At 34.6% G+C, this 13,933-nt stretch carries 14 protein-coding genes; 5 read left to right on the plus strand and 9 right to left on the minus strand.

Going from position 1 to position 13,933, the window contains the following annotated elements; translation table 11 throughout:
- Window positions 1–12 precede the first annotated feature (12 nt).
- Window positions 13–435, minus strand: a complete 423-nt coding sequence (locus OC526_RS07345; protein ID WP_262123176.1) for a hypothetical protein — start codon at window positions 433–435, stop codon at window positions 13–15.
- A 10-nt stretch (window positions 436–445) separates the two neighbouring features.
- On the minus strand, window positions 446–1,750 hold the full coding sequence (gene prdC, locus OC526_RS07350) for a proline reductase-associated electron transfer protein PrdC (RefSeq protein ID WP_262123177.1): 1,305 nt from the start codon (window positions 1,748–1,750) through the stop codon (window positions 446–448).
- Between the two features lie 456 nt (window positions 1,751–2,206).
- Between prdC and OC526_RS07355 the strand changes: the two genes are divergently transcribed.
- On the plus strand, window positions 2,207–4,876 hold the full coding sequence (locus OC526_RS07355) for a cation-translocating P-type ATPase (RefSeq protein WP_262123178.1): 2,670 nt from the start codon (window positions 2,207–2,209) through the stop codon (window positions 4,874–4,876).
- 41 nt (window positions 4,877–4,917) lie between these two features.
- Here the strand turns inward: OC526_RS07355 and OC526_RS07360 are convergent, their stop codons facing one another.
- The 5 genes from OC526_RS07360 to OC526_RS07380 form a co-directional block, all read right to left on the minus strand.
- Complete coding sequence (locus OC526_RS07360) at window positions 4,918–5,100, minus strand: hypothetical protein (protein ID WP_262123180.1); 183 nt, start codon at window positions 5,098–5,100, stop codon at window positions 4,918–4,920.
- Between the two features lie 10 nt (window positions 5,101–5,110).
- Window positions 5,111–6,031 (minus strand): nucleoside hydrolase, encoded by a 921-nt coding sequence (locus tag OC526_RS07365; RefSeq protein ID WP_262123182.1) that lies wholly within the window; start codon window positions 6,029–6,031, stop codon window positions 5,111–5,113.
- 72 nt (window positions 6,032–6,103) lie between these two features.
- Complete coding sequence (locus tag OC526_RS07370) at window positions 6,104–6,907, minus strand: hypothetical protein (protein WP_262123184.1); 804 nt, start codon at window positions 6,905–6,907, stop codon at window positions 6,104–6,106.
- Between the two features lie 61 nt (window positions 6,908–6,968).
- The gene (locus OC526_RS07375; RefSeq protein ID WP_262123185.1) at window positions 6,969–7,529 is read right to left on the minus strand and encodes a chromate transporter; all 561 of its coding nucleotides are present in this window, start codon (window positions 7,527–7,529) and stop codon (window positions 6,969–6,971) included.
- The gene (locus OC526_RS07380) at window positions 7,522–8,061 is read right to left on the minus strand and encodes a chromate transporter (protein ID WP_262123187.1); all 540 of its coding nucleotides are present in this window, start codon (window positions 8,059–8,061) and stop codon (window positions 7,522–7,524) included. The genes OC526_RS07375 and OC526_RS07380 overlap by 8 nt, the downstream gene beginning before the upstream one ends.
- 137 nt (window positions 8,062–8,198) lie before the next feature.
- Here OC526_RS07380 and OC526_RS07385 point away from each other — a divergent pair, with 137 nt between their 5' ends.
- From OC526_RS07385 to OC526_RS07395, 3 genes are read left to right on the plus strand one after another with little or no spacing between them, the layout of a single operon-like run.
- Window positions 8,199–8,651, plus strand: coding sequence for a hypothetical protein (locus OC526_RS07385; protein ID WP_262123188.1), 453 nt, complete (start codon window positions 8,199–8,201; stop codon window positions 8,649–8,651).
- Window positions 8,644–9,618 carry a CehA/McbA family metallohydrolase gene (locus tag OC526_RS07390; RefSeq protein WP_262123189.1) on the plus strand — a complete coding sequence of 325 codons (975 nt, stop codon included), beginning with the start codon at window positions 8,644–8,646 and terminating at the stop codon, window positions 9,616–9,618. The genes OC526_RS07385 and OC526_RS07390 overlap by 8 nt, the downstream gene beginning before the upstream one ends.
- A gap of 10 nt (window positions 9,619–9,628) precedes the next feature.
- Window positions 9,629–10,288 (plus strand): HAD family hydrolase, encoded by a 660-nt coding sequence (locus OC526_RS07395; RefSeq protein WP_262123191.1) that lies wholly within the window; start codon window positions 9,629–9,631, stop codon window positions 10,286–10,288.
- A gap of 65 nt (window positions 10,289–10,353) precedes the next feature.
- On the opposite strand, the gene OC526_RS07400 is transcribed toward OC526_RS07395, so the two are convergent.
- Both OC526_RS07400 and OC526_RS07405 read right to left on the minus strand, forming a co-directional pair.
- Window positions 10,354–11,715, minus strand: a complete 1,362-nt coding sequence (locus tag OC526_RS07400) for a class II fumarate hydratase (RefSeq protein ID WP_262123192.1) — start codon at window positions 11,713–11,715, stop codon at window positions 10,354–10,356.
- Window positions 11,716–11,724: 9 nt separating this feature from the next.
- Window positions 11,725–13,137, minus strand: coding sequence for an aspartate ammonia-lyase (locus OC526_RS07405; protein ID WP_262123194.1), 1,413 nt, complete (start codon window positions 13,135–13,137; stop codon window positions 11,725–11,727).
- A gap of 127 nt (window positions 13,138–13,264) precedes the next feature.
- Here OC526_RS07405 and OC526_RS07410 point away from each other — a divergent pair, with 127 nt between their 5' ends.
- Window positions 13,265–13,921: an HAD family hydrolase gene (locus OC526_RS07410; RefSeq protein ID WP_262123195.1), complete on the plus strand. Its 657-nt coding sequence runs from the start codon at window positions 13,265–13,267 to the stop codon at window positions 13,919–13,921.
- Window positions 13,922–13,933: the final 12 nt, after the last annotated feature.

Genomic DNA, 13,933 nt, shown 5'->3' on the forward strand with positions numbered 1-13,933 from the left:
GAAATCAGTAAACTAGAATTCAAATTCTAATCTGATGTCTTTTCCTTCTTCAATTGAAATTACAAATCCGTTATTTTCTGTTTCACTAAAGTCAAAACTTATATCAACATCTTCGCTACTTGTTGCTGCTAGTGCTTCTTCGTTTGAAACTTCTTGGCTAGTTTCTTCTACTGCACTTACAACTTTTGATGTGTCTACTAAATCTGGTGTGATAGCTGTTAGACCTTCTACAAGTCCTTTTAGTTCTGCACCTAAAACTTCCCCAATTGTTAGTGTATTTTCAGGAATTTCAATAAGTCCTAAGTCTATTAATTGGTCAAACATTGCTGGATCTTCTAGAAGCGCTTCATTTACTGCTGTGCCTTCTACTGATCTTAAAGCTAATACAGCTTTTTTATCAAGATTTGCTTGAGCTTGTTCATGTGTTAATGCCATATTTGCTCCTTTACTTCATTGCTCTTGTTCTTTCCATGCCCATTGAATCTTTTGCATGGTCTGTAGCATGGTGCATTTCTACTGGAATATTTGCAACGTTTGCTGCTACTGTGTTTGAACAATCTGTGCAGTGACCGATTAAAATATCAGTTGCGCCATTTTTGTAAAGATTTAATACTTTTTCTGCTTGGCCTGGGCAAATACCTGGGTTTTGACATTTAAATACGCCTGGTTTTACTTCTTTAGCGTTTTTACATGTTTCATAGCCAACTAAGTCTTCTTCTTTGACACCCATCATTTCTGCAATGTGAAGTAATCTATCTTTGTTTGGTCCACAAGCACAACGGATAATTCCAAGGTTTGTAACTTGTTCACATGGATCAGCTACGATGATACCACCAACTGTTTTTGATAAAATTTCTTCTTCAAGCATTGTATGACCTGTATATGGTCCACCAATGATGATTTCTCCAGAGTTTTCACGAACTCCACCAAATTCTTCGATGATGTCAGAAAGAATTGTACCGATTGGATATGTTCTTACTGCATATTCGTTTTTACCTAAATCATTTAGGTTTCCAGCAACAGTCATCATTTTATCGATAAGTGGTTTGCCATCTGTATATGCATCGTAAATTGCAATAGCTGTCTCAGAGTTCATTACAACTGCATTTGCAACATTTGGTAGGTCAGTTACTCCTAGTAATTGGTTTAAAACGTCTCTGATAATAGCACGTTCTTCACCAACTGGATACATATTTTTAAGTGGGAAAACTCTGATGTCTGTAATATTGTTTTCTTTAAGAAGTTTTGTTAATTCTTTAATTTCTTCGGTGTGAATTATTTTCATAGCAATAAATGCCATTTTTGCATTAATGCTTTCTTTAACAAGTTTTACAGAATCTATGAATTTTTGTGGATTTTCTTTAATTTGTGCAATGTTATGCTCAAGTATTGGCTCACATTCTGATGCGTTGATTAAAAGATATCCCTCACCCTTTAAATCTGTATTAAGTTTTACATAAGTAGGGAAACCCGCACCACCTAGACCGATAATACCAGCTTCTCTTGCTACATCTGCAAGATTATCTTTTTTATCTATTTTTAGATATTCTTTATTATCATCTGTTTTTTCTATGTAGATGGCTTCATCAGTTACTTCTTTGACTTTACCATTTACAGATGAATAGATTGGTACTGATAATTGTTCAGGGTCAAAATCAGCAATTTTTTGGCCTCTTTTAACCTCATCACCGTCTTTTACGATAGGTGAAGCAGGAGCACCAATACCCATTCTTAGGTTAAATTTTAACATTCTATACTCCTTTTACTGTGTTATAGTAAATTAAAAACACATTCATGATTGCGTTTATTTGATAAAGACGTCTCTTTACCTATAATAATAGTATGTTTTCTTATCAAAAAAGTCAAGTTTATGCATACGTTTGCTTTGCTTAAAAATACAGAAATAAACTTTGCAAAAAATCATCGTTTAAAGTAGTTTAGCTAATGTTTTTTAATAAATTTTAACAATCTTTTTAGGAAATTTTTTTATAATCCTTAATAACAAATATATTATTAATTTTGTTGTTGTATTTTTCCTTAATATAGCTTATAATGAGAGTAGCAAAAGGGAGTAGCCCAATTATTTAATCGTCAGAACGAATTTATTTCCGGTTAAATAAACCCTCACACGGTGGCAAGACTTTTGGCAGTTTTGGCCAAAAGTCTTTTTTATTACCATTTTTGCTAAAATATTTTAGGAGGAATTATGGACTACCAAGGTTCTAGAGAGGAATTATTAGAAAAAATTAAGTCGAATCCAAAGACTGGTCTTTCTTCTAGCGAAGCTCAAGCTCGTTTGGAAAAATATGGCCCAAACAAGATTGAATCTTCAAATAAAAAATCAATGCTAGAAAAAATCAAAGAGCAAATCCTTGATCCAATGGTAATTTTACTTATAGTTGCATCCATTATTTCAGCTTTCACAGGCGATAAAATCGAAGCAATAATTATTATTGCAATTGTAATTATCAATGCTATTATGAGTATCTACCAAGAAGGACAGGCTGAGGATAGTGTAGCAGCACTTCAAAAAATGAGCAGTCCTGAAGCAACTGTTGTCCGTGATGGAAAACGCGGAAAAGTAAAGGCAGAAGATCTTGTTCCTGGAGATATTGTTATCCTTGAAACTGGTGACATCATCCCAGCTGACATTAGGCTTCTTGATTCAAGAAACTTACAAATTGACGAATCATCATTAACTGGTGAGTCAGTAGCAGTAGAAAAGGATGCCCAAGCTGTTTATGATACAGAGGTTGGTATAGGAGATCGTAGCAACTCAGCATTTTCATCATCTATAGTAACTTATGGTCACGGTGAAGGTGTAATAACTGCAACAGGTCATGACACAGAAATTGGCCACATAGCTACAAGTTTGGACTCTGTTGAGGATAAGGAAACACCACTTCAAAGACAATTAAAAGAATTATCTAAAAAACTTGCCATACTTGTAATTATAGTTTGTATCCTTGTATTTGTAGTTGGATACTTTAGAAGCAATATGACATGGCTAGAAAACTTTATGGTTGCTGTATCTCTTGCAGTTGCAGCTATACCAGAAGGACTTACAGCTGTAGTTACAATTGTTTTATCAATCGGTATGAACCGCATGGTTGAACGTAAGGCTATTGTTAAAAACCTAGTTTCTGTAGAAACTCTAGGTTCAACAACAGCAATTTGTTCAGATAAAACTGGTACACTTACTCAAAATGAGATGACCATTACCAAAGTATTTACAGACTTTAAAGAATTTGACGTAGCTGGATCTGGTTATACTCCAGAAGGTGATATAAGTTTTGAAGGCGAAACTATCGCAGATCATGACCAAATTAAACTTTTAATGACTGTGGCTTCATTATCAAATGATGCAAACTTAATTGAGAGAAATGGACTTTATGAAATAACAGGTGACCCAACAGAAGGTGCTATGCTAACCCTTGCTGAAAAATGGGGTATTGTCCAAGAAGATTTAAATGAAGCTCATCCAAGAATTGATGAAATCCCATTTGATTCTGATAGAAAAATGATGACAACCTTCCACGAAATGGATGGAACTTATTATGCAATGACCAAGGGTGCGCCAGATATTATGATAAATAATTCAAGCAAAATCATGGTTGATGGCAAACTAGAAGATTTTACAGAAGATATGAAAAGACAAGTTTTAGAAGAAAATACAAAACTTGCCAAACAAGCCCTTCGTGTAATGGCCTACGCCTTTAAACCTTATGAAACTTTAGAAGGCGAAGAATTAACAACAGAAAATATCGAACGAGAAATGGTATTTGTTGGTCTTACAGGTATGATTGACCCACCAAGACCTGAGGCAAAAGCTGCAGTTGCTGAATGCCACGCATCTGGAATCGATGTAATAATGATAACTGGTGATTATTTTGAAACTGCCCTTGCAATTGCAAAAGAACTTGGCATTGCAGAGCATGAAGACCAAGCCATGCAAGGAAGCGATTTAAATAACAAATCAGAAGAAGAAATTAGAGAAATTGTAAAAACAAAAAGAATATTTGCCAGAGTTTCTCCACAAAATAAGGTGCAATTAGTTAATGCCCTTCAAGCAAATGGCAATATTGTTGCCATGACTGGTGATGGAGTAAACGATGCGCCTGCAATTAAAAATGCAGACATTGGTATTTCAATGGGTATTACAGGAACTGACGTTGCAAAAGATACTGCAGATATGATTTTAGTAGATGATAACTTTGCTACAATAGTAAATGCTGTTGAAGAAGGTAGGGTAATCTTCTCAAACATCAAAAAATTCGTTGGTTTCCTACTTTCATGTAATATTGCCGAAGTTTTAATAGTATTTTTATCAATCCTATTTGGACTTCCAAGCCCACTTACACCTATCCAACTACTATGGTTAAACCTAGTAACAGATGCTTTCCCAGCACTTGCCCTTGGTGTAGAACCAGCAGAAGCTGATATTATGGAGCGTCCACCACGTGATCCAAGCGAGTCAATCCTTTCTGGAGAGACAGGTAAAAATGTAATCTTACAATCAATTGCAATTACAATATCAGTACTTGCAGCCTATATCATTGGCCTAAACTACATCTTCCCAAATAATATCGAAGGTGCCCACACAATGGTATTTGCTACCCTTATTACAAGTGAGCTTTTAAGAGCCTTCTCTGTAAGAAGTGAAAGATATACATTAAGAGAGCTAGGTTGGTTTAGCAACAAAAACTTATTAAAGGCAAATCTACTATCATTTGCCCTACTACTTTTAGTTATGTATGTACCACCACTAAGAAGACTTTTCGAACTTCAATTTATTTCTTGGGAATGGTTGATAATAATCCCATTATCATTCCTACCATTAATAATTGGAGAAATTAGAAAAAGAATTGGAAGATAATAAAAACAAAACCTAAGCCTAATGGCTTAGGTTTTTTTGATTTATAAATTATTTTTATCCCTAAATAAGTTTAAGGTCAGCAAAATTTCTGCTATACCTAGGATAATTAAAATTATAGCAGACCATTTTGCTTCTGGATAGGATAGGTTTCTAATCCCTTGGGCTATAAATATAACCCCTAGTAGAAAGTACACTACAAATCTAAGCTTATTACCTTCCTTCATAAATTTCTCCTTATAATAAAACATCCATAAAAATTTTCTTAAAACTATCTATATCTATATCAGAAACAAAATTAACATTTTTATGAAGATTTGAATGAGCTCTTAAATCTGCCACTGTCATGCCATGAGTAAATTCTCCCCTTGTTTCTACATCCATATGGACCATCTGGCTTTTAAAAATTTCTGGATTTGTATGATACATAACAGCCAGGGTATCGTGCATAAAGGTTGTGTAGTTTTCCTCTGCTCCTGCTTGGTCTATCCTTATATCCATAACAGCTGATAAAATTTCATTTATTTTTTTATTTGACTTTTTAAATTCCTTATGCATATCTATATCATAAGAAGTCTTTGTTGTTACATTTAGGCCGACCATATTTATTTTTATGCCACTAGCAAAAACAATGGCAGCGGCTTCTGGGTCAGCAAAGATATTAAACTCTGCACTGGCTGTCACATTGCCCATGCCAATTGCTCCACCCATGATTGTAATTTCCTTTATTTTTTCTTTTAAGTCTGGACGGGCTAGGATTAGACTTGCAATGTTTGTAAGAGGGCCTACTGCAATGATTAAAGTCTTTTCATTTTTTTCTAAAACTTCTGCCATAGCCTTAATTGCTAGCTGGTTTTCTAGTTTTGCAAGCTCATCATCCTTAAATTTATATCCTAAAAGGCCATTTTCTCCGTGAAAGCCTTCAGCTAAAACTTGCTTGCCCAAAATTGGTCTATCAAGGCCCTTAAATATCGGAACTTGCCAGTCCATGGCATAGGCTATTCCCCTTAAATTTCTAGTTGTGTGTTCTATTTTTACATTGCCCGCAACTGAGGATAAGATCTTTACATCAAAGATTTCACTTTTGTTTAAAAAACTCAGGGCAAAGGCATCGTCTATGCCAGGATCTGTGTCAAAAATTGTAGGTATTTTCTTCATTATTATCTAATCTCCTAAATATAAATTTTTTACAAAATAAAAGACGGAATTAATCCGCCTTATCCCTAATTATTAATATATCCATGATTTCCAAACTATATCCTCACTTGGACTGTATAGAATTGGGCCGTAGGCATGATCTGGAGTTGCCTCATCTTTTTCAGGACCATGGAGAGGATTTATTTGATTTTCAAGGGCTGTTCCCTTTCTTTTTTCAAGGGGAATTGGGGCACCATCTAAGTAAAGAATATACTCATCGCCCACATTTAATTGCTTAACAAAATCTACAATTGCTTTTTGTGGCATATTTTCATCCACTCCCGATTCCGAAGTTACATATAGACTTTTTAATTTAAGCTTATATGCCCCTTCATCAACTTGTTCCACATATTCAAATTGTCCATCAAAGGTACTTTCATGGATTTCATCAGTTCCAGCTTTTTTGGCAGCTTCTGCAAGTCCAGCATCAAAACCATCGCCATTCTTTGTAGCAAAGTATTCTCCGCTGAATTTTCCTTCTTTTAGAAAGTTTAATCTAGTAAATATTTGAGGGCTATCTTCGCTAATGCTATCGATCCTTACACCTTCAAGTTGTTTAAATACGGAAACCCCCTCTTCTAATTGGTCACGAAGGACTTCTTCCTTGATATTTTTGTGATTTTCTAAATCTTGCTCAATGGTTTCTCTTTTTAATTCTGGTTCTGGATTTATAATTTCTTTTCTTTTTAAGGGCTCTTTGCTTTCTTCAGTTGAAACGCTTTCTTCTGTTGAAACTTCTTTTGAAACTTCTTTGTTTTCAACATTTGTATCTGTATTTTGATTGCCACAGCCAGCCAAAACTGCAAGCATGGCTAAAACTAATATTTTATTTTTCATTTATTCTCCTAAAATAAATCTATTCTTTTCTCTACACCCATAGACTATACTATTTTATACCCTACAAACCAAAAATAATTCCAACTAAAGCACTGATTCCAATTATTGCAATCGGATGAATTTTTTTGAATTTTATAAGAGCAAATAGATAAACAATAAATAAAGTCATTGGCAATAATTTTACCAAATCTCCTGGATTTCCTGTTTGTCTAAATAGGGGAATATTTAAAAGGGTCATGGCAATTACAGATGACATGGCTCCCAAAATAAGTCCTGCCGTTGCGGGACGAATAGTTTCAAACATATCGTGAACTATTTTTGATGACTTAAATTTTGCCATCATCCTTGCAATTATTAAGGTAATAATTATGGGACCTGTTATTAGGGCTAGGCTTGCAAAAATTGCTCCGGGGATTCCATAGGATTTAAATCCTGCAAAGCTAGAAATATTTATGCCAATTGCCCCAGGAGTAGATTCTGAAACGGCAATCATATCTAGCAATTCTTCTTGGCTAAACCAACCAAAATTTTTGGCCATTTCTTGTAAAAATGGAATGGTGGCCATGCCGCCGCCTATAGCAAAGAGTCCTGCCTTAAAAAATTCCCAAATCATCCTAAGCATTTTTTCCCATCCTTCCTAGCAAGATACCAAATACTCCTACTGCAATGACAATAATTACCGGTGATATTTGCAAAAATCCTATGGCAATGAAGGTTAGTAAAAAAATGGCAAATTTTATGGGAGTCTTGGCATTTTTATTAATCATTTTTAAAACCGAATAAAAAACTAGGGCAGAAACCCCTACACGTATGCCAGCAAAAGCGTGCTGAATCCATGCAATATGGCTAAAGGCCCTTAAAAAATTTGCAATTAATATAATAATTATTATTGAAGGTGTTATAAAACCAAGGGAAGCTATGATACCGCCAATATTACCAGCTTGGGAAAAACCACAAAATGTTGCAGTATTTACAGCAATAATCCCAGGTGTGGACTGGCTAATTGCATAATAATCCAAAATTTCTTCACGACTGGCCCAATTTTTATTATCTACAACTTCCCTTTCCAAAAGTGGTAGCATGGCGTATCCTCCACCAAAGGTAAAGAGGCCAATTTTGGCAAAAGTAAGGTATAAATCTATTAAAATATTCAAAATAAACTCCTTTTTTGTTTCTCTTTTTTAGTATATCACAAATTTTTATTAATTTAGATTTTACAAATAAATAACATGGTCCTAATAGAATTTTTTTATAATTATTTCTGGTATTTATAAATAGAAAAGGAATAAAAATGCAAATTATAGATGAAAATTTAAAATTAAATAAAAAAGATAGCCTGACCCACAGGCGATTTCCCTTTAAACTTGATGAAAGTTATGACAGATTAGTCATAAAATTATCCTATTCTCCAACCCATGTTCCTTATGGAGAAAATATAGAAGTTTTAGAAGAAGCAGTAGAAAAATACTTATCTGATGAGATTTATAGTGATGAAGACCGCACAGGAACTCTTGGTGCAAACATTGAAAATTTCCTAACTACCAGCTTATTTTATGAAGGTAAATTTGTTGGCGCCTACCACAATAAGGCAAACGACCAAGAAGTTGTAATCAGCCCAGAATTTTCTTCCCGTGGTTACAAAAAATTTGAAATAAATTCAGGTTCCTACGAATTTGTCCTATCCATGCACTCTTGCAATAGTGATGTAGATGCCAAAATTTCATTGGAGGCTATAAATGAGTAATTTAAAATATATTCCAGTTTTGCTCCACTCCCACAGCCACCATTCTGATGGTCACTTAACCCCAGAAGAAGTGGTTAGAAATGCCAAAGATTTTGGTTACAAGGCCATGTTTTTAACTGACCACAACACTGACGCTGGCGTGGATGAAATATTTGAAAAAAATTTTGATAAAGACATTTTGCCAGTTTTTCATGGCATTGAATGGACAACTTTTTTTGGCCACTTGCTAATTTTGGGCTCTCATGATGCAGGAAATTATACTAAGGCTACACTAACAAATATTGAAGATTGTATCGATCAAATCCGTAGCGAACATCCTGATGCAGTATTTTCCATAAACCACCCCTTTGACATGGGAAACCCTATTTGTACTGGCTGTCACTTTGAATTTAATATAGATGATTACTCTAAATTCTCCTATTTGGAACTTATAAATGGAGAAAACTCTGAAGATAGCAAATCTACTAATCTAGCATATAAGTTTTGGAAAAAACTTTTAAATGATGGCTACAAATTAGCTGCCCTAGGCGGCCGTGACTGGCATGTCAAATCTAAAGATGATGATAGTGTACCTATTAATATGCTCGGCATAAGTGGCGAAATTAATGAAAAAAATATCCTAGCTGCCATTAGAAATGCAAATACTTACCTAAGTTACGGTCCAATATTTGTCTATGAATTTGAAAATATTGAATTAGGTGGACAAACAAATGAAGGTGAATTTGCTGGAAAAGTTACTATCACAGAAGGTGAATTTAAAAATACTGCCTATATAAATTTAAATCCTAAAAAATTTGTAATTTATAATAACAATGAAAAAATTTTCGAAAAAGACATTTGCTATGGAGAAAATATTGATTTTATTATAAATCCTAAAAAGGGGTATCTAAGATTTGAAGTCCTTGGGGATCTGAAAGATACAGAAAATATAAGACTAGTGACTACTTCCCCAATATTTGTAAAATAAAGGAGAAAAAATGAAATTATTATTTGATTGCGACGGTACAATCCTTGATTCTATGCACATTTGGGTAGACCCAATCAACGAAATATTTGAAAAATACGGTTTTAGATTAGACACTCTTTCTAAGGAAGAAAAAGGTAAAATCGAGGCCCTACCATTAGATGGCATGTGTGAATTTATAGCTGATGAACTAGCAGAAGATATGAGCAAGGAAGATGTCCGTGAATATTTTGATGAAATCATCAATGACGGATACAAAAATTCTTTGATGCCAAAAGATGGAGCCCTTAAAAAATTACAAGAACTCCATGAAAAAGGATATGAGATGGCAATAGCTTCATCAACTGACTCAATTTATTTAAAACTAGCCTTTGAAAGACTAAATATCGACCAGTACTTTAGCTTTTTAACAACTCCAGACCTTGCAGATTCCAAAAAATCTGAAAAAGAATATTGGCAATATGCCATCGATCAATTTGGAGTAGATGCAAATGATGTAATCCTCTACGATGATGCCATTTACGCAATAAAAGCTGCAAATGCTGTAGGTATCAAGACTTGTGGAGTAAAAGACTTCCCTTACAACGAAAATGAGTGGGAAGATATAAAAGAAAACGCGACCCTATATCTAAATGGTATTTGGGAAATAGATGCTGATAATTTATTAGGATAGAGAAAATATAAAGGATACCGGTAATTCGGTATCCTTTCTTATTTGAAATTAATATAAAATTATCTTTAAACCATCTTTGAAGGATCAATCAATTTATCAAATTCTTCCTCATCTAAAAACCCTAATTCCCCATTGGCCTCTTTTAAAGTTAGTCCCTTATCAAAGGCATATTTTGCAAGTTCACTTGCCTTATCATAACCAATTTTTGGCGATAAGGCTGTAACAAGCATTAGAGAATTTTCTAGATTTTTTTCTATATTTTCTTTATTTGGTTTTAGACCTTCTATAAGATTTTCCCTAAAACATTTTAATGATTTGGCTAATAAATTTATGGATTGGTCCATGTTGTAGATGATTAGTGGCATATAGGCATTTAATTGTAATTGGCCTTGGGAATTCGCCATTGTTATTGCAAAGTCATTGGCCATTATTTGGATAGCAACCATTGTTAGAGATTCAACTTGGGTTGGATTTACCTTGCCTGGCATGATGGATGATCCTGGTTCGTTGGCTGGAATATTTAATTCATTTATCCCAGACCTAGGCCCACAGGATAAAAACCTAATGTCATTTGCAATTTTATACAAATCACTTGCCAAAGTTTTTATAGCTCCATGACTGGCTACTAAGGCTGATTTGCTGGATAATTGGTAAAATTTGTTGGTATCTGAAATAAATTCTGTATCCAAAAGTGCTGATAATTCCTTAGCTACATTTGCCCCAAAAGTATCAGATGCATTTAAGCCAGTGCCAACTGCAGTCCCGCCAATTGCAAGCTTTCTTAGAGATTGACTAGTGGTTTTTAATATTTCATAATCACGCTCAACCATCACTCTCCATGCAGAAATTTCTTGGGAAAGTCTAATTGGGGTTGCATCTTGCAAGTGGGTACGTCCAGTTTTTATAAGATCAAATTCATTTTCTTTTTTGTATAAACTTTCAATAATCCCTTCAATTTCTGGAAATAAATTATCTTTAAGATTTAAAAAACTTGCCACGTGCATGGCTGTTGGAAAAACATCATTTGATGATTGGCTCATATTTACATGATCATTTGGATGAATGACTTTCTCTCCAGCTTTTTTGTTTGCAAGGTTTGCAATTACTTCATTGGCATTCATATTTGTCTGAGTACCAGATCCTGTTTGCCAGATGCTTAGTGGAAATTGGTCATTGTAATTACCAAGCAAAATTTGGTTGCATGCATAATTAATCAAATCTTTTTTATCATCAGAGAGTTTGCCCTCATCATTATTTACCTTTGCAGCTGCCTTTTTGACATTTACTAGGGCCATTAATAAGGATTTTGGCATGGTTTCAGTTTCTTTTGGGAAATTTTCCATAGACCTTTGAGTTTGGGCTCCCCAAAGGGCATGAGCTGGGACTTCAATCTCCCCTAAGGAGTCTTTTTCAATTCTTTTTTTCATTTTCACCTCTTAAAATAAATCTTCCTCATCAAGGATGCCAGGTTCTATCATCTTTTTAAAGTCGAGTATTTTATCCACTTCTGCTTCTGTTAATAAATTTTCATCTAGGACTATATCACGGATGCTTTCTCCAGTTTTTAGTGCTTTTTTGGCAATTTTCGATGATTTTTCATAGCCAATATGTGGGGCGAGGGCTGTCACAAGTCCTACACTTTTTTCAACTTCTTCGCTTAATTCTTCTCTGTTTGCTACAATATTATCAATGCAATTTACTCTTAGAGTATAGACTGCTCCCCTTAAAGTTTTTAAGGATTCAAAAAGCTTGTGGAAAATTATTGGCTCAAAGGCATTTAGCTCTAGCTGACCTGCTTCAACCGCCATTGTTACTGTCAGATCATTACCAATTACCAAAAATGCAACTTGGTTTACCACCTCTGGAATTACAGGATTTACCTTACCTGGCATAATGGATGATCCAGCTTGTTTGGCAGGTAGTTTTATATCAAAAATCCCAGTTTGTGGACCTGAGCTCATAAGTCTAAGGTCGTTTGAAATTTTTGAAAGGCTAGCTGCAAAAGTTTTTAGTATGCCTGAAACATACAAAAATCCATCCAAGTTTTGAGTTCCATCTATCAAGTCTTCGTTTTGTTTTAATTGTAAATCAGTAACATCGCTTAGTACATCAACTATCTCTTCAACATAAGTTGGATCAGCATTAAGTCCTGTCCCTATGGCTGTACCACCAAGATTTACATGGCTTAAAGACTCAACTGCCAGTTTAAACCTATCAAGATCTCTTGAAATCACCCTAGCATAGGCCCTAAATTCTTGGCCAAGGCTTATTGGAATAGCATCTTGCAGCTGGGTACGACCCATTTTGTAGACATCTTTAAACTCTTCTGCCTTTTTTTCTATTGATCTAATAAATAAAATTGTCTCATCAATTAGTTCATTATAGTATCGAATAAGGGCAATTTTACCAGAAGTTGGAATGACATCATTGGTGGATTGACCCAAATTTACATGGTCATTTGGGTGAACATGTTCATATGTTCCAAGACCCCCGCCCATAGCTGTGTTAGCAACGTTAGCAATAACCTCATTGGCATTCATATTAAAGCTTGTTCCTGCCCCACCTTGGATTGGGTCAACTATAAAATTGTCCCTGTGTTGGCCAGCTGAAATTTGGTTGCAGGCTGCAACTATGGCATCTTTTTGAATTTTAGTCAAAAGTCCTATTTTTTCATTTTCAATAGCGCATGCTTTCTTGACCTCAACAATAGCATTAATCATCTCTTTATCCATAGATGTGGATGTAATATTAAAATTGTTTTTAGCCCTTAATGAGTTTGCTCCGTATAAGGCATCAGAAGCTACTTCAATTTCACCTAGAGAATCGCGTTCTTTTCTATAATCTGTCATCACTATCCCTCCTATAATCATTATAGTGATTAGTAAAAACTCTTACAAGCCTTTATATAAACGTTTTACAAAATAATCTATTTTAATCGGGTATGATAGAATTACAAGGAAAAGAAAGTGAGAAAATATGAAATTATTATTTGACTGTGACGGTACCCTGATTGATTCTATGGGGCTTTGGCTAAAAAGTATGAAAGATTTGATAGAAAAATCTGGCAAAAGCTTTGATACTATGAGTGAAAACGATAGAATTCAAATTGAATCCCTGTCATACGAAGATTGTGTAAAATATATTTGGGAAAACTTTGTAACAGGCATGAGCGAAGAAGAAGTCACCAACTACTTTGATGAAATACTGGAAGATGGATATAGATATTCTATTCCGGAAAAAGAAGGTGCAGTACAAACTATAAAAGCTCTCCATGAAAAAGGCTATGAAATGGCTGTGGCATCATCAAATAGCTCATCCCTTGTTAAAGTAGCCCTAAAAAGACTTGGAATATATGATTGCTTCACAGAATTTTTTACACCAGATTTAACAAATCTAAAGAAAAATCAAGTAGAATTTTGGCAAAATGCAGCAAAAGCCCTAGATGTAGCTACAAAAAATCTAATCCTCTTTGACGATGCCGCATATGCCCTAGAAGCTGCAAAAACAGCCGGAGTAATAACTTGTGGAATCAAGGATTTCCCTTGGAATGAGAAAGAATGGGATGAAATAAAAGCAATTGCTGATTATGCTGTTGATGGTATTTATGAGGTTAAGGCTGAAGATTTGAAATAGAAAAGCAAGGAT

It is taken from the genome of Anaerococcus sp. Marseille-Q5996 (assembly GCF_946893725.1).
GTDB lineage: Bacteria > Bacillota > Clostridia > Tissierellales > Peptoniphilaceae > Anaerococcus > Anaerococcus martiniensis.

Bases quoted from the DNA above. Each gene is read 5' to 3' on its own strand.
- OC526_RS07345 (WP_262123176.1), bottom strand. From the start codon at position 435: ATGGCATTAACACATGAACAAGCTCAAGCAAATCTTGATAAAAAAGCT.
- prdC (WP_262123177.1), bottom strand. From the start codon at position 1,750: ATGTTAAAATTTAACCTAAGAATGGGTATTGGTGCTCCTGCTTCACCT.
- OC526_RS07355 (WP_262123178.1), top strand. From the start codon at position 2,207: ATGGACTACCAAGGTTCTAGAGAGGAATTATTAGAAAAAATTAAGTCG.
- OC526_RS07360 (WP_262123180.1), bottom strand. From the start codon at position 5,100: ATGAAGGAAGGTAATAAGCTTAGATTTGTAGTGTACTTTCTACTAGGG.
- OC526_RS07365 (WP_262123182.1), bottom strand. From the start codon at position 6,031: ATGAAGAAAATACCTACAATTTTTGACACAGATCCTGGCATAGACGAT.
- OC526_RS07370 (WP_262123184.1), bottom strand. From the start codon at position 6,907: ATGAAAAATAAAATATTAGTTTTAGCCATGCTTGCAGTTTTGGCTGGC.
- OC526_RS07375 (WP_262123185.1), bottom strand. From the start codon at position 7,529: ATGCTTAGGATGATTTGGGAATTTTTTAAGGCAGGACTCTTTGCTATA.
- OC526_RS07385 (WP_262123188.1), top strand. From the start codon at position 8,199: ATGCAAATTATAGATGAAAATTTAAAATTAAATAAAAAAGATAGCCTG.
- OC526_RS07390 (WP_262123189.1), top strand. From the start codon at position 8,644: ATGAGTAATTTAAAATATATTCCAGTTTTGCTCCACTCCCACAGCCAC.
- OC526_RS07395 (WP_262123191.1), top strand. From the start codon at position 9,629: ATGAAATTATTATTTGATTGCGACGGTACAATCCTTGATTCTATGCAC.
- OC526_RS07400 (WP_262123192.1), bottom strand. From the start codon at position 11,715: ATGAAAAAAAGAATTGAAAAAGACTCCTTAGGGGAGATTGAAGTCCCA.
- OC526_RS07405 (WP_262123194.1), bottom strand. From the start codon at position 13,137: ATGACAGATTATAGAAAAGAACGCGATTCTCTAGGTGAAATTGAAGTA.
- OC526_RS07410 (WP_262123195.1), top strand. From the start codon at position 13,265: ATGAAATTATTATTTGACTGTGACGGTACCCTGATTGATTCTATGGGG.